This is a genomic window from Spiroplasma endosymbiont of Agriotes lineatus (assembly GCF_964019485.1).
GTDB lineage: Bacteria > Bacillota_I > Bacilli_A > Mycoplasmatales > Nriv7 > Nriv7.
The window spans coordinates 1,130,795-1,150,097 of record NZ_OZ026448.1; the positions used below are offsets into that span (position 1 = coordinate 1,130,795).

At 25.4% G+C, this 19,303-nt stretch carries 21 protein-coding genes and 4 pseudogenes; 21 read left to right on the forward strand and 4 right to left on the reverse strand.

Translation table 4 applies throughout. The features are described 5' to 3' along the window. The first annotated feature begins 87 nt into the window (after positions 1-87). The 4 genes and pseudogenes from AACK93_RS07280 to AACK93_RS07300 all read left to right on the forward strand — a co-directional run bounded on the left by AACK93_RS07280 (position 88) and on the right by AACK93_RS07300 (position 3,624). Positions 88-1,035: a glycosyltransferase family 2 protein gene (locus AACK93_RS07280; RefSeq protein ID WP_339024369.1), complete on the forward strand. Its 948-nt coding sequence runs from the start codon at positions 88-90 to the stop codon at positions 1,033-1,035. Further along, positions 1,005-1,784 carry an RDD family protein gene (locus AACK93_RS07285; protein WP_339024370.1) on the forward strand — a complete coding sequence of 260 codons (780 nt, stop codon included), beginning with the start codon at positions 1,005-1,007 and terminating at the stop codon, positions 1,782-1,784. Before AACK93_RS07280 ends, AACK93_RS07285 begins: the two co-directional genes overlap by 31 nt. A gap of 76 nt (positions 1,785-1,860) precedes the next feature. Continuing rightward, positions 1,861-2,253, forward strand: a pseudogene (locus AACK93_RS07290) (UvrD-helicase domain-containing protein); the annotation flags it as partial. Between the two features lie 182 nt (positions 2,254-2,435). Then, positions 2,436-3,624 (forward strand): annotated as a pseudogene (locus tag AACK93_RS07300) (IS256 family transposase). 250 nt (positions 3,625-3,874) lie between these two features. On the opposite strand, the gene AACK93_RS08220 reads toward AACK93_RS07300, so the two are convergent. Both AACK93_RS08220 and AACK93_RS08225 read right to left on the reverse strand, forming a co-directional pair. Continuing rightward, on the reverse strand, positions 3,875-4,066 hold the full coding sequence (locus tag AACK93_RS08220) for a transposase family protein (protein ID WP_422398196.1): 192 nt from the start codon (positions 4,064-4,066) through the stop codon (positions 3,875-3,877). 272 nt (positions 4,067-4,338) lie between these two features. Next, positions 4,339-4,488, reverse strand: coding sequence for an RsmD family RNA methyltransferase (locus AACK93_RS08225; protein WP_422398197.1), 150 nt, complete (start codon positions 4,486-4,488; stop codon positions 4,339-4,341). 123 nt (positions 4,489-4,611) lie between these two features. On the opposite strand from AACK93_RS08225, the gene def reads away from it, so the two are divergent. Both def and AACK93_RS07310 read left to right on the forward strand, forming a co-directional pair. Further along, positions 4,612-5,190, forward strand: coding sequence for a peptide deformylase (def, locus tag AACK93_RS07305; RefSeq protein ID WP_339024373.1), 579 nt, complete (start codon positions 4,612-4,614; stop codon positions 5,188-5,190). A gap of 157 nt (positions 5,191-5,347) precedes the next feature. After that, positions 5,348-7,126 (forward strand): ribonuclease J, encoded by a 1,779-nt coding sequence (locus AACK93_RS07310; RefSeq protein WP_339024374.1) that lies wholly within the window; start codon positions 5,348-5,350, stop codon positions 7,124-7,126. A gap of 71 nt (positions 7,127-7,197) precedes the next feature. Here the strand turns inward: AACK93_RS07310 and AACK93_RS07315 are convergent, their stop codons facing one another. Then, positions 7,198-8,769 (reverse strand): hypothetical protein, encoded by a 1,572-nt coding sequence (locus tag AACK93_RS07315; RefSeq protein ID WP_339024375.1) that lies wholly within the window; start codon positions 8,767-8,769, stop codon positions 7,198-7,200. A gap of 769 nt (positions 8,770-9,538) precedes the next feature. Continuing rightward, on the reverse strand, positions 9,539-10,408 hold the full coding sequence (rnhC, locus tag AACK93_RS07320; RefSeq protein WP_339024376.1) for a ribonuclease HIII: 870 nt from the start codon (positions 10,406-10,408) through the stop codon (positions 9,539-9,541). 158 nt (positions 10,409-10,566) lie between these two features. Here rnhC and AACK93_RS07325 point away from each other — a divergent pair, with 158 nt between their 5' ends. From AACK93_RS07325 to AACK93_RS07395, 15 genes and pseudogenes are all read left to right on the forward strand, one after another. Continuing rightward, positions 10,567-10,887 carry a holo-ACP synthase gene (locus tag AACK93_RS07325; RefSeq protein ID WP_339024377.1) on the forward strand — a complete coding sequence of 107 codons (321 nt, stop codon included), beginning with the start codon at positions 10,567-10,569 and terminating at the stop codon, positions 10,885-10,887. A 377-nt stretch (positions 10,888-11,264) separates the two neighbouring features. Continuing rightward, positions 11,265-12,451: pseudogene (locus AACK93_RS07330) on the forward strand (IS256 family transposase). A 469-nt stretch (positions 12,452-12,920) separates the two neighbouring features. Further along, a complete protein-coding gene (locus AACK93_RS07335; RefSeq protein ID WP_339024378.1) occupies positions 12,921-13,247 on the forward strand; it encodes a hypothetical protein in 327 nt (108 codons plus the stop codon). Between the two features lie 2 nt (positions 13,248-13,249). Beyond that, a complete protein-coding gene (locus tag AACK93_RS07340) occupies positions 13,250-13,471 on the forward strand; it encodes a hypothetical protein (protein ID WP_339024379.1) in 222 nt (73 codons plus the stop codon). Beyond that, positions 13,471-13,632: a hypothetical protein gene (locus AACK93_RS07345; RefSeq protein WP_339024380.1), complete on the forward strand. Its 162-nt coding sequence runs from the start codon at positions 13,471-13,473 to the stop codon at positions 13,630-13,632. Before AACK93_RS07340 ends, AACK93_RS07345 begins: the two co-directional genes overlap by 1 nt. Positions 13,633-13,959: 327 nt before the next feature. Beyond that, a complete protein-coding gene (locus AACK93_RS07350; RefSeq protein ID WP_339024381.1) occupies positions 13,960-14,289 on the forward strand; it encodes a hypothetical protein in 330 nt (109 codons plus the stop codon). A gap of 13 nt (positions 14,290-14,302) precedes the next feature. Then, positions 14,303-14,689 carry a hypothetical protein gene (locus tag AACK93_RS07355; RefSeq protein WP_339024382.1) on the forward strand — a complete coding sequence of 129 codons (387 nt, stop codon included), beginning with the start codon at positions 14,303-14,305 and terminating at the stop codon, positions 14,687-14,689. A gap of 156 nt (positions 14,690-14,845) precedes the next feature. Continuing rightward, the gene (locus tag AACK93_RS07360) at positions 14,846-15,295 is read left to right on the forward strand and encodes a hypothetical protein (RefSeq protein WP_339024383.1); all 450 of its coding nucleotides are present in this window, start codon (positions 14,846-14,848) and stop codon (positions 15,293-15,295) included. Between the two features lie 6 nt (positions 15,296-15,301). Continuing rightward, positions 15,302-15,580: a hypothetical protein gene (locus AACK93_RS07365; protein WP_339024384.1), complete on the forward strand. Its 279-nt coding sequence runs from the start codon at positions 15,302-15,304 to the stop codon at positions 15,578-15,580. Positions 15,581-15,591: 11 nt separating this feature from the next. Further along, positions 15,592-15,840, forward strand: coding sequence for a hypothetical protein (locus AACK93_RS07370; RefSeq protein WP_339024385.1), 249 nt, complete (start codon positions 15,592-15,594; stop codon positions 15,838-15,840). Positions 15,841-15,843: 3 nt separating this feature from the next. Further along, positions 15,844-15,987 carry a hypothetical protein gene (locus AACK93_RS07375; RefSeq protein ID WP_339024386.1) on the forward strand — a complete coding sequence of 48 codons (144 nt, stop codon included), beginning with the start codon at positions 15,844-15,846 and terminating at the stop codon, positions 15,985-15,987. Between the two features lie 84 nt (positions 15,988-16,071). Beyond that, positions 16,072-16,464 (forward strand): hypothetical protein, encoded by a 393-nt coding sequence (locus AACK93_RS07380; RefSeq protein WP_339024387.1) that lies wholly within the window; start codon positions 16,072-16,074, stop codon positions 16,462-16,464. Positions 16,465-16,729: 265 nt separating this feature from the next. Then, positions 16,730-17,224 carry a hypothetical protein gene (locus tag AACK93_RS07385; RefSeq protein ID WP_339024388.1) on the forward strand — a complete coding sequence of 165 codons (495 nt, stop codon included), beginning with the start codon at positions 16,730-16,732 and terminating at the stop codon, positions 17,222-17,224. Between the two features lie 247 nt (positions 17,225-17,471). Then, positions 17,472-18,655, forward strand: a pseudogene (locus AACK93_RS07390) (IS256 family transposase). Positions 18,656-18,853: 198 nt separating this feature from the next. Continuing rightward, positions 18,854-19,141 carry a hypothetical protein gene (locus AACK93_RS07395; RefSeq protein ID WP_339024389.1) on the forward strand — a complete coding sequence of 96 codons (288 nt, stop codon included), beginning with the start codon at positions 18,854-18,856 and terminating at the stop codon, positions 19,139-19,141. The last annotated feature ends 162 nt before the right edge of the window (positions 19,142-19,303 follow it).

Consider the following 19,303-nt stretch of genomic DNA (forward strand, 5'->3'; position numbering starts at 1 on the left):
AAACGCGACCATGATAATTAATTAATTAAGTATATATAAAGGAAAGGCAAATGTTATAATTATTATGTTGAGGGAGTGTGATAATTAATGGTGGCGATCAGTTTTATTTTAACTAGTTCTAATGACAATAATAAGTTAGAAATAACATTAAATAGTGTTTTAAAACAAAGCGGTAAAGATTATGAAATTATTATTGTGGATGATAAAACAAAAAATGATACTTTAGAATATATTACTAAATTCTTTCAAGAACATAGTGATATTATTAAAGTTATTAGTAGTTGAAGAGAAATTGAAACTGCTAATGCTTGAAATTTAGCATTACTTAATGCTAAAGGAACTTATGTTTTGTTTTTGCAACCGGGATATAAATTAATAAATAATTTCATGGAAAGTATTATGCAAGAAATTAATAATAATGATGAGCCTGATTTAATTGAATTTATGGTTCAGTATTCTAATGTTTATCATCATGTTTCTTCGCGAAGATTAAAAAATAATAATTTGTATCATCCCCTTTTAAATCGCGAAGTTTTTGCTTTAATTCATCATTCACTATTTAATAAGTTATTTAAAAGAAAGATTATTACTAGTCATAAAATTACTTTTCGGCGTTCTAATCGTTTTGATTTATTATTTATTTATAAAATATTACCGTGAATTGAAACTTTATATACGAGCAATAAAATATTACTAGATATTGAAATTGAGCCGTTATTAAATTTTAATAGTTTTGATTTTTTAAAACAATGAGTTCATATTTATAACTATTATAAACAAATTAACTTAGCACGAGAATTAACTGAAGAATTAGAATATGCATTTGTTCGTTTTCATTACTATACATTTTTAAAAGTTATTGTTCCAACAGAAAATAAAGTATTAGTTAAAAAATCTATTAAAGAAGTTACAAATAAAGTCACTAAAAGATTTCCTCACTGAGAAAAAAATCAATATCTCAATTTAGTACCAGATGATTTGTTCAATAGAGATGTTGCTAAAGATTGAAAAAAATATTTAAAGAATTTTATTTAATTAATATTATGAAAATTAAAACTATTAGTAGTGACAATAACACTATAAGAAAAAAATCCCAATATTTTTTAGTAACACTTTGAAAAGTAATTTTTGCTAGAGTGATTGATTATATAATTATCAGTATGATAATTTTTATTATTACTTGGGGAATTTATCAAAATCAATATCTTAATGATTGACAAAAAGCAATTATCAATCATCTAAGTGCATTGTCACTATTAATGTCTTATTTTGTTATGATGCCATATTTTTGTCAAGGTAGAACAATAGCAAGATTTATTTTTCGCTTTAAATTAATCAAAGAAGGTAAAAATAAAATTCGGATTTGAGCTTTATTATATCGGGAATTGTTTATTACAATTATTCCGTGAGTAGTTTTAATTATTAGTAATTTATTTATTAGTTTAGTTTTTAAATATCCAATTTTTATTTTTAATTACCAAAATATTTTTGTAATTACTAAGTCACAACATTCTTTACCGTTAACAGTAACAATTACATTAAGATTAATGGGATTATTTTATTTATTATGATATAGTTCTTTAATGTTACTTTATAAGTTTGATGTTAAAAATCAATTATTCTTTGATCGCTATTTACAAATTTATATTGTTGATGTTCGTTATCGCCAAGAAGAAAAACAGGAAAAAGAAAAATTACAAGATAATAAAATTCATATTCATTTACAAGATTCTTTACCCGGAACTATTGATAGTAAAGAATTAAAATCAATTGAAGAGTTATAAAAGGAGTAGAAAATGAATATAAACCATTTAAATGAAGAACAAAAATTAGCAGTTTTAAAGTAGTGAAGGTGCTAATAGAATTATAGCTGGTGCCGGAAGTAGAAAAACAAGAGTTATTATTTATAAGATTGCTCATTTAATTCATAATTTATCTATTAGTAGTAGTAATCAAATTTTAGCAGTAACTTTTAATAATAAGGGGCGGCTAATAGCTAATGAAATGAAAAGTCGATTAAATGAATTGACTGGTGATGAATCTAAATATACATGAGATACATGAGTTTATACATATCACGCTTTTTGTGCTCGGGTTTTAAGAAAAGATATTGTGGTTTTAGGATATACAAAAGATTTTATTATTATTGATACTGTTGATAAAATTAATATTTTAAAAGATATTATTAAAAATAAACAATATAATTTTAATAGTAATAAAATTAAGAAAATTAGTAGTATGATTTCTTATTAGACTTGGTACATAACTATAACTAGTTTAATTCAAAATTATATATTCCTGAAAAAAAATTAAGGGGGCTGTCCAAAATTCTGTGTCTCGATAATTCATTCTGCTGAATTATACTTAAACGAAGGAGAACAGAAAATGATAAAAAAAGTAAAAAAAAAAAAGAACCTGATGCAATTGATAAAGTTGTGGATTATTTTTTAGAAAATATTGATAATTCACAAGATTCATTTAAAGGCAATACTATTTTTCAGGAATTTACCAAAAAATTAACTGAACGAATGTTAAATGCAGAAATTAAAGATCATCTTGAAACTGATGAGAATCATAATAAAAGAAATGGCAACACACCAAAAACCATTATTACTAAAAATGGTTCAATTGCAATTGATGTATCAAGAGATCAAAATAGTACTTTTGAACCAGTAATTATTCCAAAAAGACAAAGAAAATTTGATAACTTTGATCAAAAAGTAATTTCTTTATATGCAAGAAGAATGATAATTTCTGATATCAAAGCACAATTACAAGAATTCTATCACGGAACAGAAATTTCAGAAAGTTTAATTAGTCAAATAACTGATGATGTTATTGAAGAAGTTAAAATGTGATCAAACTAAACCTTTAGAGAAGATTTATCCGATTGTTTATTTTGATTGTATTGTTGTTAAAGTAAAGCAAGATAAACGAATAATAAATAAAGCAGTTTATCTTGCCTTAGGAATTAATTTAGATGGTTTAAAAGATATTTTAGGAATGTGAATTAGCGAGAATGAGGGGACCAAATTTTGACTTAATAATCCCCCCTTACGGAAATGAAAAATTGTGGCTTACAAGATATTCTTGTTGCTTGTAGTTGATAATTTAACTGGGATGTCTAATGCAATAGAAGCTGTGTTCCCAAAAGCACAGCACCAATTATTATGCATTGTTCATCAAATTCGTAATAGTTTAAAATTTGTTCATTACAAAGATCGCAAACTTGTAGCTAATGATTTAAAATCAATTTATACAGCAATTAATGAAAAAATAGCGTTGGTTGCTTTAGACAATTTTGCTGAAAAATGAAATAAAAAGTATCCACAAATTACTAAATCATGAAAAAATAACTGAAATAATTTAATAATTTTTCTTGAATATCCTCAAGAATTTAGAAGAATTATTTATACAACTAATACAATAGAGTCTGTTAATAGTCAACCAAGAAAAGTAATTAAGAATAAAAAGATTTTTCCTAATGATTTATCAGTTTTTAAAATATTTTATTTAGCATTTCAAAATATGGTTAAGAAATGAACGATGCCAATTCAAAATTGGGGTAGTGGTAGTGCAATTTCACATTTAATGATAAAATTTGAGGACACAGAGTGAATTTAAGTTAATTACTTAGAGACACAGACACAGTTAATTGTACAGTCCCAAAATTTTTTAAGCTAAATCGTAATCCAAACCTTTTAATCTTATTGCGATAACGATAAACTAGTATTTTAAATCTTTTTAATCTAGCAAAAACATGCTCAATGGCAATTCTAACTTTACTTAAAAAACTATTATATTACTTTTTATCTAGATTTAAAGGATTATTTTTACTATTTTTAATTGGCAATAATGTATTTTTACGAATATTTTACAAACCTTGATATCCTGAATCGACAACTAATTCTATTTTTGAATTTATAAGTGTATTTGATTTTAAAAATAACTTATAATCATGAATACTGCCACAACAGAAATCTACTGAAATAATTTTATTGCTAAATAAATCAATAATTATTTGCGATTTTAATGAATTTTGCCTTTTCTTACCAGAAAATAATAATTTTAGTTTTTTTTAATTCTTTCAACTGAAATTTCTGTAGCATCAATTGCTAATAAATTATTATTAGTACCCTTATTTTCCAACAATATCTTTTTGTCAGGTATATGAAAGCGACTATTTTTTATTAAATTATTTTCAACTCAAAAGATATTACAAATACAACTAACATGACTAATATTATATTTTTTGCAATAACACGATATGTACCATATTCTTTTCAGTATTCTAAAGTCATAAGTAATCTTTACCTACTTAACAAAACTTTATGCGCCCTAACTGTTTCTTGATAATACTTCAAGATCAACACTACCACTACCAGCAAAAAGATCTAAGGCCCCTTTATTTTCATAATAAAAATAATTATTTAAAACATTAAAAAAATTCTCTCTAATTCTACTTAAAATTGGTCTTGTTGTTGTAATTTTTTAACTAATAAGATTTTTTTATAATACTTTCCTGCAATAATTTTAATTTTTTCACCTAATAAATAATATATTAATTATACTAAAAACTTATGCTATAATCTACAAAATAAGGAGTAAATTATGTACCAAGACAACAATTCCAGTAATGAATGATTAGTTAAAGACAATAACATTAAATTACGAGAAAAATGTCAACCTGTATTATTTCCGATATCAAAAGATGATGAATTAGTAATGCAAAAACTAATTGATTTTGTTATTACTTCTCAAAACGAAGTATTAAACTCATCACTAAAACTAATTCCTGCTGTTGGTTTAGCAGCCCCACAAATTGGTTCTAATAAACAAATGTATTATATTCATATTGAACAAATTGATAAAAATAATAAAAAAACTATTATTCAGCATGCCTTAATTAATTCTAAAATTACAGCTCATAGTGAACAAATTATTGCTTTAAAAAGTGGTGAAGGTTGCTTAAGCGTTGATAATCAACATGAAGGATTTGTTCCGCGTTATTTTAAAGTTATTGTTACTGGTTATGATTATTTAAAGAAAAAAAATGTTACGATTACTGCTCATGGTTATGAAGCAATTGTTTTTCAACATGAACAAAAACATTTAGAAGGTATTTTATACTATGATCTAATTGACAAAAATGAACCTTGAAAAAAGAATGACAATTGGTTATACTTATAATCGAAGTACTAAATATTTCAACTGGTAAATAAATAAACTAACATTGCCTAAAATAAAGGTAACCAAGAATAAAATGTTTACAAAAAAATTTTTACGAAAATTTTTTTGAGATTTTAAGTAAACTTTTTATTTAATAATGAGTGAGGTGAAAAAATTCATGACAACAAATCAAAAAAACAAATTAAATAACAAAATTGAAATCTTCAATGAAAATCAAACATCTAACAACAAAGATAATGAAGTTATCATTGATGATATTAGAAATACTAAAGTATTTGCCCTTGGCGGCTTAGAAGAAGTTGGTAAAAATACTTATTGTGTTGAACACGATGATGAAATTATTATTATTGACGCTGGTGTTAAATTTCCTGAAGGAATATTACTAGGAATTGATGCAATTATTCCTGACTATACATATTTAAAAGAAAATGCCAAAAAAGTAAAAGCAATATTTATTACTCACGGTCATGAAGACCATATTGGTGGTATTCCTTATCTTTTAAAAGAAATTGATATTCCCTTTATTTATGCACCAAGACTAGCGGCAGCATTAATTCGTGAACGATTAAAAGAATTTAATATTGGTCAAAAAACAAAAATCATTGAAATCGATGGTAGCAATGAAGACCAAAATAAAATGAAAGGTCTTCTAAAAAACTTTCAACTTAAATATTTTGCCGTTAATCATTCAATCCCTGATGCTTTTGGAATTGCTATTAACACTCCTAATGGTAAAGTTGTTACCACTGGTGATTATAAATTTGATTGAACACCATTGGGTCATAAAGCAGATTTAGAAGAAATGGCAAAAATGGGACAAGCCGGTGTTACCTTATTTTTATCAGACTCAACTAATTCTGAAATTGAAGGTTATACAATGACCGAAACAAAAATTATTAAAAATATTAGTGATTACTTTTTAAAAGCCAAAGGACGAATCTTAATTTCTACTTTTGCTTCTAATGTTCATCGGATTCAACAGATTATTGAGGTAGCACAAAAATATAATCGCAAAATTTTAATTTTTGGTCGTAGTTTAGAACGAATTATTAAAATTATTCGTGAAATGGGCCATTTAAAGATTTCTGATAAACAATTTATCAAACCTCACGAAACTGATCAATATCATAAAGATGAAATCTTAATTATTTGTACTGGTTCCCAAGGAGAACCAATGGCGGCACTTTCACGAATTTCAACCGGAACTCATAAAGCAATTTCTATTATTCCTGGCGATACTGTTATCTTTTCTTCTAGTCCTATCCCCGGAAATCAAGCTAGTGTTGAAATGGTTGTTAATCGTTTATCACGCTTAGGAGCTAATGTTTTAGAAAACTCCTCATTTAATTCTTTACATACATCAGGACACGCTTCGCAAGAAGAACAAAAACTAATGCTAACCTTAATTAAACCGACATACTTTATGCCAATGCACGGTGATTATCGCATGTTAAAAGCACACGGACAAGCTGCAGAAAGCGTTGGGGTTGCTAAAGAAAATATCTTTATTTGTGCCAATGGTGACCAAATTAATCTTTACAAAGATAAAGCTATTCTTGGAAAAAGAATTGAAGCTAGTGAAATTTATGTTGACGGTAAAGATACTTCTGGTTTAACAACAAGAATAACTCGTGATCGACAAATTCTTGCTAATGATGGTTTAATTGCTGTTGTTGTTTCCATTAATAGTCAAACTAATGAATTACTATGTAATCCAACAATTATTTCTCGGGGTTCATTTTATGTTAAAGATTCCGGCGCTCTAATCGCTGAATCAATTAACATTGTAACAAGAGCAATCAAAAAGGTATTAGCTAGTAACCATCCTACTTTTGGAGCAATCAAAAAAGAAATTAAAGAAACTCTAAGTCCTTATATTTCAAAAATAAAACGAAGAAATCCTTTAATTATTCCTGTAATTTTAAACAAAAAATAAAAAAAATTTACTTAAGTTTAACTTAAGTAAATTTTTTTTATACTATCTATATATTTATTAGTGTTTCCACACTAAACCACTAAACCATATCAAAAATCATCATTTTTTATAATATTTAAAGTAAAAAAACCAAATTCCAATTGAGCAGAAGTACTGCTTAACCCCGAATGTCCTCGATAAGCACCTATTGTTTTCGTTGAATCCCAATGAACAACTATTTTAATTTCATCAGTCAAAGACTTAAATGTAAAAATCTTAAATTTATTAAAGTTAAATGAACTTCCTTGCAATAATTTTTTATTATGCTCTTCAATTGTCTCTTGAAAAATCTTATTCATTTTTTTACCCCTATTAAAAACCTTATTGTCATCAGCACCATCAGTTAAGTCAATATATTTTTTTCATACAGATAAAGGAACTATCAAATATATAGAATTGCGACTAGCATTCCTAATTTTTTTCTTTTCAGAAAAAACTTTTGAAAAATAATATTTCAAAACTTCACTAATATTCAATAAATGTGTCTCAAATGCTCCTTTAGAAACTGTAATTTTGTTATCCTTTAATTCAATTCTCTGCAATGGTAAATCAAAATAAGTAGAATTTCAAAAAGTAAAATCAAAACTTCCCAATAAAATCATTTTATCATCCGGCGCCGTAGCAAAATCAGAATTATATATCTGAAATTCTTTATCTTTAGTAATAAAATTTTTTATTTTAGTATTCATTTCTGTACCATCAGAAACTTTCAAAAATTCCAAATATTCCCTAGAATTTGTTGTTGAATTTAAAGAATTTATTAATAGATTTCTTTTTAAACCAGTATTAGAAATAACTAATTTTTCTTCATCATTACTATTAATTTGGTTTAAGATTTGCTTTTTTATATTTTTTTCATTTAAAGCTTGAAATTTCAAATTTTCTAAATCAAAGGCAACATTCTCTTTGACATGTTTTCGTACTAACCCAGTTAACTCAATAACCTTATTATCAAAAGTAGTTTTATCCTGTGTTAAATAAATATCAAGATAAATATTATGGGTAGTTTGACCTTGCTTTAAAACCAAATCAAGTTCAATTGATAATTGTAGTTTATAAACATAATAACTATTACTATCTGAATCACTAGTTAAATTATCTGCTTTCTTATTTTTTAAATCGCCAAGAACTTTAATCATTTGGTCAAAAGATACTTTTGTTACTATAAATCTAGATCTATCTTTAGTAAAACTTGTCGGAGTACTTATATTTGCAAAATAAATCATTTTTTCTTTAAGTTTCCTGTTAATAGAACCAATTAATTCATTTTCCAATATTCTCAAAATCTGTTCACTAATTTGCTCATTATTTCCTAAATACACAACTGAATTTCCAACTTGTGCCTGATCAACTAATGGAATCATAGTACTTTTAATTTGGGAATCATTTAATCCTAAACTATTAGCAGTATAAATTTTTTCTCGATGTTTATCCAATATTTCTTCATTAATTAAATTTTTGGCCTGGATAATGGGATCTACTATAGCTGTTCCTTCAGAATGTTCAGAACTACTATCACCATTATTTTTACTGCAAGCAACTACATTTAAAACAGGAGCAACAGTTAATAACATTGTTATAAAACATTTTAAGATATTTATCATCTTACCACCTTTCTACTCTTTTATTAATTTATAATATTTTCTAATTCTATATATTATATTTTTAATTATAATTTATTTTCATTTTATTGCAATATTTTTTAATTTTGTAGAAAACTCTTGATATTTATTGAATATACTTAAAATTAGTATGAATAGGTTACAATAAGTTGGACCATATTTATGTGGACTTTCAAAATAAGATAAAATTATTAAGAAAGTAAGAATATAAAAATAGGCAAAAATTCATATACAGATACAGATGAATTTAAAAAATAAATTTTCATGCTTTATCAAAACGAAAAAAGCATTATTGAAATTATTAATTAATATGGTATTTCAAAATCTGCTATTTATAATTGAATAAAATCATTCGATAATTCTGGTTCTTTTAAAGCAAAAAATAATCAAAGTAATGAAGAAAATGAATTAATTTACTTACGAAAAAAATTAAAACAATTACGAATGGAAAACGATATTTTAAAGCAAGATGCACTGATCTGGTTGGATAAAGGATAGGGATAGGTTACAATAAGTATTTCATCACGATCAATTAAATAATTATATATTTTTCTTGTATGTAAGACTTTGCCTTGTGCTTGAATTTGAAATCAAGTACTTGCTCCGAGAAATCCGGGCGCGTTACTAAAGAAAGATATTACATAGTAATCTAATTGTAGTTTGTTATGATCATCAGCATATTTATTTAATAGATTATAAATATTGGGATTCATATTTTTTCTCCTTGATGGGTATATTCATCATTATTAACCTATTTTACTATTTTTTTTCAATTTATAAAATGTAATTTTCCAAAATCGATTGCCTTATCTTCAATACCATCTTGTTTTATTTCCTCAATGGCTTTGTCAACGATTGCACTAGCTCCCAAAGGAAAAATCCGATTATATTCTTGTTCTAGTTGTTTAATACTTTTTAAAAAGAAGTAACGACTAATAATGGCAGCACATCCGACAGCAAGAAATTTATCTTCGGCGCGGATCGTAAATGATAACTTTAAGTCATTATCGATGACATTAAGAATTTTCAAATATTCTTCATATTTTTTTTTGTTAACAAATTGGTCAATAATTATTTTTTTACAGTTAACTTTATTGGCAAGTTTTCTTATTACTTGATGATGACCAATGGTTTTTAAAATATGACTGTTTTGATATATTTCATATAACTTGTTGTATTGACGGTTATTAATGATGATAGTACTATATTCTAATTGTTGGATTAATTGTTTAGCAATAATATTAATTTGCATTATTGATAACACTTTAGAATCACGAATTTTTAATGATTTAATTATCGCTAAATCTTTTTCTTTAATATAACAGGCTGTTACTACTAAGGGACCAAAAAAATCACCAACGCCTGATTCATCACTACCAATAATATTGATTTGTTCTTTTAATATCATATCTGGTTTTCATTTGTTTCATTGTGTTTTAACTTCTTCGTCGTTACTACCTTGAAAAACTATTTTTAAAGAACGATATAATAAAATAGTTATATTATGGTATTTGTATTTAGCAATAATGTTAGAATTATTAAAAGGCACTTTATAGGCATCATAATAGGTTATTACTTGGTTTTTATTTTCTTCACTCAGTTGTAAACTATAAATTTTCATCATATTCACTTCTTTTCACTCTTAAATATTATCATAATTTTTGTTGGCATATAAATATAACCCAAAATATTAATTAAGAGTTTTATTTATAAATTTTTTCTTTGTTATAATTTAAATAATATTATTTTAAAAGGATGGTAATAAAAATGATTAAAGGGGTGGGAATTGATATTGTCAGCATTAAACGAATACAATTAAAAAAATCATTTATTAATAAAGTATTACATTTAGAAGAAATTAGTTATTTACAAACAATTAAAAGTGAAACCGAAAAAAAACAATTTTTAGCAGGAAGATGAGCATTAAAAGAAGCGTTGTATAAAGCAATAAATAATGCTAATGAGATTTTACCTTTTTGTGAAGTTAATATTCAATTAGTAAATAAACAATTGCAATGGATTGGATTTGAACATAATAGTTGATTATCAATTAGTCATGAAAAAGAATATGCTGTTGGAATGGTGATATTAACATTATAAATATACAACAGTAATATCTTTTAACTTAAAAATCGGTGTTATCTTTTACAATAAAATGGGGGGTGGGTGATATAATGTTAAATAATCTTGTTTTAGTAGGAAGAATTGTTAATCCGCCAGAAATTATTAATAATCAAACTGGTTAAAAAACATCAAAAATGATGCGATTAACTATTAGTATAACCCGACCTTTTAAAAATAAGTTAAGTCATTATGATGAAGATTATCAGTCGTGTTTAATTTTCTTAGGTATTTTTTAAAAAACAAAAAATAATCATTTACTATAAAAAAAATTAGGGGCTGCCCAAAATTCTGTGTCTCGATAATTCATTCTGAATTATACTTAAACGAAGGAGAACAGAAAATGACAAAAAAAAATAAAAAAAGAACCTGATACAATTGACAAAGTTGTTGATTATTTTTTAGAAAATATTGATAATCCACAAGATTTATTTAAAGGCAAGACTATTTTTCAGGAATTTACCAGAAAATTAACTGAAAGAATGTTAAATGCAGAAATTAAAGATCATCTCGAAACAGATGATAACTATAACAAAAGAAATGGCAGAAAAAAACCATTATTACTAAAAATGGTTCAATCGCAATTGATGTACCAAGAGATCGAAATAGTACTTTTGAACCAGTAATTATTCCGAAAAGACAAAAAAGATTTGATAACTTTGATCAAAAAGTAATTTCTTTATATGCAAGAGGAATGACAATTTCTGATATCAAAGCACAATTACAAGAATTCTATCACGGAACAGAAATTTCAGAAAGTTTAATTAGTCAAATAACTGATGATGTTATTGAAGAAGTTAAAGTGTGACAAACTAAACCTTTAGAGAAGATTTATCCGATTGTTTATTTTGATTGTATTGTTGTTAAAGTAGAACAAGATAAACGAATAATAAACAAAGCAGTTTATCTTGTGTCTTAGGAATTAATATAAATGGCTTAAAAGATATTTTAGGAATGTGAATTAGTGAAAATGAGGGAGCCAAATTTTGACTGAATAATCTTACGGAAATGAAAAATCGCGGATTACAAGATATTCTTGTTGCTTGTAGTGATAATTTAACTGGGATGTCTGATGCAATAGAAGCTGTTTTTCCAAAAACACAACATCAATTATGTATTGTTCATCAAATTCGTTACTTACAAAGACCGCAAACTGGTAGCTAATGATTTAAAATCAATTTATACAGCAATTAATGAAGATACAGCCTTACTTGCTTTAGACAATTTTGCTGAAAAGTGAGATAAAAAATACCCCCAAGTTGCTAAATCATGAAAAAATAACTAAGATAATTTAATAATTTTTCTTGAATATCCTCAAGAATTTAGAATAATTATTTATACAACTAATAGAATAAAGTCTATTAATAGTCAATCAAGAAAAGTCATTAAAAATAAAAAGATTTTTCCTAATAACGCATCAGTTTTTAAAATATTTTATTTAGCATTTCAAAATATGGTTAAGAAATGAACGATGCCAATTCAAAATTGGGGTAGTGCAATTTGGACGCATAAAGTTTTGTTAGGTGGGAAAAGATTTGAATAAATATTAAGACAGTCAGCAATGATTGTCTTTTTATTTTATAAGGTGTTAAAAATTTGTTCTTTGAAAATTAAATACAAGTGAATTAATAATGTTGGTATGTATTAAAGCACGATAAATTGTAGGTGGTCGCCATAATAACCAAAAGAAGTTTACCAGTTAATAAATAACGCCCTATTAGCTATAGCAATTTGTTTCATTTTGCAATAAAAAAATGAATAGATGGGTTTCCTAAAAATATACACGCTATTAAATTAGTTCCAAAGGTAGGGCGCGAATATTAAAGTGTAAAAATTTCTATATAAGGGTATGCTAAGTTTAAAATTATTAAAATCTTTATCTAATTAAAAAAACAAAATTTAATAACAAAGCTTGTTAAACACTTAAATCTGCGATATATAAGTGTTTAAAAAACTAAGTTAACTAACTTAGTTAATATAACTTAGTTTATCTATAAGAAAGATAATTTACTATGAAAAACATTGAAAACATTTTCTTAAATACTAAAAAATATCTCTTAAAAGAAGCGCAAAACGCAATGCTTATTAAAGCACCAAAAATTCCGTGATTTAATGAACAAATCGGCATTTGGTTTCCAAAGCGATTTGTTTATAAAAAAAAATATGAAAATTCTATTTGCATCGGAATAATAAAAGATAGTAAATATCAAATAATTTCAATTAATCAAAAAGAAAATGAAACCAAATTAATTAATGGGCAAGAATTATTAGGTTTCTTCATTGCAGAAAAAGAAAACAACAAAAAAGATATAAATTATAACTATTTTAAAGGAGTTTAAAAATGAATATTGCGATTGGAATAATATTTATTATCATTTGCATCATGCTATTGGCATATTTTGCTTATAAAATTTATGCCAAAATAAAAATGCGAATTAAATATAAAAATGTCATTAAAAATAATACTGGTAATTTCACAAAAGATGAAAAGATATTTATTGCTCGCTTTGAGGAATGAGTTAAAGCTCCTAATTCAAAAGAAAATAATGAAAATAAAAAATAATGTTTTGAGAAATTATTATGGAATTCTTAAAACTGTTTGTTTCGATAGAAAAAATGCCTGCACAGGCTGCATTTATTGCCGGATTAATTATTATCATTACTTTTCTTTTCGCCTTAATTTCAATTATGTATTTACCGATAAAAATGATTTTTGGGCGATAAAAAATGACAGTAAATTTAAAAGAATTTAATTGAGAATAAATTAAACAAACTTTCTGAAATTTATTTATTCAAATTATAACTATTCCGACTCATATTAGTGGCGGTAAAGAAATTGATTTAACCAAAGCACCGCTTTGACTTTTAATAACAAACATTGCTTTTTGATTCTTAACCGCGATTATGGTGTGATTTATTTTAATGCTACTTTGGAAAACCATATCAGTATTTAGATAGGGAAAAAATTAATGTCAAGAAGTTACATTGTGATGCATTCCCAAAGAAATTCAAAATTAATTAGGAAAAAATATAATCGTGTTAAGGTTAATCGTGGTTTTAACATATTTAAGAAAAACTTTGAATATAAATGATGAATGTTTTAAAGAGAAAGGGGGTGATTATATGATTGGAACTTTCTTAACAGAAGCACCAGCAGTAACAAAAATAACAGCTAGTGATGCGATGACTAAATTATGAAACGCGATTATAACAGCGTTTACTAAAATGTGAGAAATTATTGCTGTTAATATGACACAAGTCGGTAACTTCTTTGCTGATTACTGAATCTTCATTTTTCCATTTATTTTGGCAATATTCTTTATTTGCTTTAAAATGTTTGAAAAATTACTTGGCGCAGTCAGTCCGCTAACAAAAAAATAAAGTGAGGTGCAAGATGAAATTTTGCAAATGAATAATAGAAAAAAATAACCATTTTATTGAATTGAATCGCGCCTCATTTCTAATTTTATGACATTGCGGAGCAATTTGATATATTTACAACGGTTATTTTAAAAACATTGCAAGCTATTTATTTTTAGCAGGTTGTATTTTAATTTTTCTTTTTAAAATCGGTAATTTAACACAAATTAACAAAGTTATTAATTTCTTAAAAAATTCACCATTAAATATTGTGATTGGTTCATTGGGAACTGGAAAAACCGCTTTTCTAGTATACGCATCAAAATTACTAAAAAAGAAGAAATATCACATCGCCTCAACCTTTCCATTACTAGAAACCCAAAAATTAATTTTAGAACATATGGGGATATGGGGTTATTAGACTTTAATTATCCGGTATTGTCAGATAAGACCTTACTTCTATGAGATAAAACCAATTTATTTTTAGAAGGAACTGATTGAGAAAAAAAATAATACCAAAAACGAAGAAAGCGGTATCCAAGAGTATTTTGCTCTGGCGCGGCATTTTGGTCATATTGTGCTGGCTGGCGGTCAAAGAGATAAACATATTTGAGTTAAAGTTCGTGATATTGCTAATAATGTAATTGTGGGAATTCGTAAAAAACCCGTTAATATTTTTCGTCCCTACTTAAAAGTTATCTATGGCACCTTTACGAGCATTAAAGAATATGAACGCTGACGAAACACTTTAATTGATGCTAAAAATAATAAAAAAGGTCGTCGCATTAAATACCGTGATATTCCCGAACTTGATATTTATTTTTTTAAACTAAAAATTCCTTTACCAACACTTAACACTTACAATTCTTTTTACCTAGCATTTTTAAGAGATTACTTAAATTTAAAAGTTAATCCTGACTATGAAGACAAATACTATACTGACACAGCAATTGATTTAGAAGACTTGGAATACTTAAAAATGGATAAATTTAGCAAATTTTTAAGAAAAATGAAAGAAAAGGAATAATAAAAAATGGAAAATCTCGCAAAAATGGCCGACTTTCTGGATCAAATGCCTTATTATAAAGTTTTTGACTTAATTTGGAGTTTAGAAGTGTCGGGAACGAATATTCAATTAATATTTCCTTTATTCTTAACGCTGGCTGTAGAATTTCTTATGGCAATTATTCTTGGATTTGGTAGTCAACAAGTTAATTTGAAAAAACAACGCCAATATGCCGTTAAAAATAAGGGGCGTTTAAGTGCGTGAGGAAAAGTTAAAAAACAAATACAACCAATAAAAACAAAATAAGGTAACTAAAAATGTCTAAACTAATTATTATTTTTATCTTAATAACTGTTCTTGGGTTATTAGCTGGTAGTCATTTTGAAACTTTAACAAACTATATTAGCGAAGGGCTTGCCAATTTCCAAAAGTTTATTACTAGCAATTTAATAATTTTAGAACTATTTAAACCAACGGCACGAACATTTTCGCAACACCCAATTTTTACCATTCTTGGTGTTACTTGTGTACTTATTGCCTTATTTATTGTAATTAAAGGTAGGTAAAAAATGGAAAAATGAACTAAAAAACAAGAATTAGAAATAGAGAATGACAAATTAAAAATTGTTAATGTCATATTAGAAAATAGTGTTAATACTCTTAAATACATAATAATGGAAAAAAATAAAGAAATTTTAGAACTAGAAAGGTAAAATACTATTCATATTAATCAAAAATCAGACTTAATAATTGAAAACCAAAAATTAAAAATTTTTAAACACGAAAGGAGAATAAAAATGAAAAAACTTTTAGCAAAATTATTTAAAAAAGATAATTCAAAAGAAAAAATGCCATTAAAATTAAGAATTAAAAATTTTTTTAAAAAGCAGTGGTTAAAAGTATTGTTAAGTATCATTTTCATCTTTATAAGCTTATTAATTTGTGCATTAACAGTAATTGATACTAAATGAATAACCGGAACAAGTAATGAATTTAATAATTTTGTGAATAAAGAAATGGTTGATTTCTTTGGCAAATTTAATAGTAGTATTATGCTGGCAGGAATATTTGTTTTTTGATGAGGCGGAGCAATATATTTTGCACTTAAATTTGAAAAATTAATCCGCTTTATTATTCAAAAAATTAAAGCAAAAAGAGTTTTGAAAAATGAAATCAAACAAACTCATTAATTCTTTAAAAAAATATTGATGGAAAATTTCGCCTTACATTTTTATGATTATTATCTTTTTCATTCCATTTTTAAAATTGGAAATTAATGATTTGAAATTATTATATGAAAAATTTGAAGCATTAATTTCGCTTATGATACTAGGGTATTTAGATATATGCATTACAATAGCTGTAATTATAAATTGTGGCGTTGAGTGACTTATTAAAAAAATTAAAGCTAAAAGAATAATGAAAAATAAAATATTTTAAAAAGGAGTGATAAAAATGTTTATGAAAATATTTACCGTGTTAATTATTAGTTTCAATAACATTTTTACCATTCCCCAAAACATTAATAACGACGAAATAATAACACAATCACTAATTAGAAATAAAAGAGAAAGTAATAAAATTTATAATTTTGAAATCAAAAACTTAGAAAAAGTAGAGTTTTGAATTTCAAATACAAAAATTGTGCGAGTTCAAATATATAAAAAAGATAATAGCAGTTTAAATGAAAAATTACCAGAATTAAAAAATTTAAACAACTTTACTTTCCTATTTACACAAAAATTTCAAAATAATCAGATCAAACAAGAAGAAATTAGACAATTAATAACTACACACGGAACAAAAATAGAAAATGAAGATGATAAATGAGTAATTAACAAAAAAATAACAATTAAAGCACAAGGCACAGAGTTAAATGTTTGAACCAATAATAATCTTACAAAAGATTACTTTTTAGAAAATATAAATGAATTTAAGTTAATCACTTAGAGACACAGTTAATTGTATAGTCCCTGAAAATCCTTAATAACTAAATTCAAACATTGTTAAAATTATTCCCAAAGAAAGGTGGTTTTCTATGACGGCAATTACATTAAACAATTTTTTCATTTTTTCTCTTATCGGGCCTGTCCAAAATTCTGTGTCTCGATAATTCATTCTGAATTATACTTAAATGAAGGAGAACAGAAAATGACAAAAAAAATAAAAAAAAGAACCTGATGCAATTGATAAAGTTGTGGATTATTTTTTAGAAAATATTGATAATCCACAAGATTTATTTAAAAGTAATAATATTTTTCAGGAATTTACCAGAAAATTAACTGAACGAATGTTAAATATGGAAATTAAAGATCATCTTGAAACTGATGAGAATCATAATAAAAGAAATGGCAACACACAAAAAACCATTATTACTAAAAATGGTTCAATCGTAATTGATGTACCAAGAGATCGAAATAGTACTTTTGAACCAGTAATTATTCCAAAAAGACAAACAAAATTTGATAACTTTGATCAAAAAGTAATTTCTTTATATGCAAGAGGAATGACAATTTCTGATATCAAAGCACAATTGCAATAATTCTATCATGGAACAGAAATTTCAGAAAGTTTAATTAGTCAAATAACTGATGATGTTATTGAAGAAGTTAAAATGTGATCAAACTAAACCTTTAGAGAAGATTTATCCGATTGTTTATTTTGATTGTATTGTTGTTAAAGTAAAGCAAGATAAACGAATAATAAATAAAGCAGTTTATCTTGCCTTAGGAATTAATTTAGATGGTTTAAAAGATATTTTAGGAATGTGAATTAGCGAGAATGAGGGAGCCAAATTTTGACTGAATAATAATCTTACGGAAATGAAAAATCGCGAATTACAAGATATTCTTGTTGCTTGTAGTGATAATTTAACTGGGATGTCTGATGCAATAGAAGCTGTGTTTTCGGGAACACAGCACCAATTAATTATGCATTGTTCATCAAATTCGTAATAGTTTAAAATTTGTTCCTTACAAAGATCGCAAACTTGTAGCTAATGATTTAAAATCAATTTATACAGCAATTAATGAAGAAATAGCGTTAGTTGCTTTAGATCATTTTTCTGAAAAGTGAAATAAAAAGTATCCACAAATTACTAAATCATGAAAAAATAACTGAAATAATTTAATAATTTTTCTTGAATATCCTCAAGAATTTAAAAGAATTATTTATACAACTAATACAATGGAGTCTGTTAATAGTCAACTAAGAAAAGTAATTAAGAATAAAAAGATTTTTCCTAATGATTTATCAGTTTTTAAAATATTTTATTTAGCATTTCAAAATATGGTTAAGAAATGAACGATGCCAATTCAAAATTGGGGTAGTGCAATTTCACATTTAATGATAAAATTTGAGGACAGAGTGAATTTAAGTTAATTACTTAGAGACACAGTTAATTGTACAGTCCCCTCTTATCTATAAATTGATAAAAACCAGTAATTTTAATTAATTACTGGTTTGGATATTTTTCTTATTTTTACAATAAATTAAACTATTTGTTTTGTTGTTAACAAACTTATTATTTGTAATAAATTTAATATTTTTTATTAAATTGGACGAAAATTAAAAATTGGCTTGGGGTCATTTTCACTTGTTCTTGATATTATTGCTTTTCCATTAAAAGTAATGCTATTATCTTCATTAATAGTAATTTCGTTAGGCAATAAATTAAATTATATTTTTGTAATCATTTGCATTTTTTCTTTAATTGATAATGTAAGTGTTTGTTCTTCGTTATTATCATCAATTATTTTAACAGTAATTGTTCCATTAATTTTTTGTTTTAAATTTAAATTAGTTTTAATAACAAGTAGTCTGACTACATATTCGGCTGTAAGGCGTTGTTTTCTTCCCCACAGATAATTCTTGTTCTGGTGAATGCAACAAATCGCGATTTAAAATTAATTCTTGTTCTTATTTATTTATGTTAGACAAATCAAAATCCTTTGATAATGTATTTTTAATTTCAGAAGCTTTTTTATTTCAACTTGTAAAATCAGTTAATATCATTTCGTCATCAATATT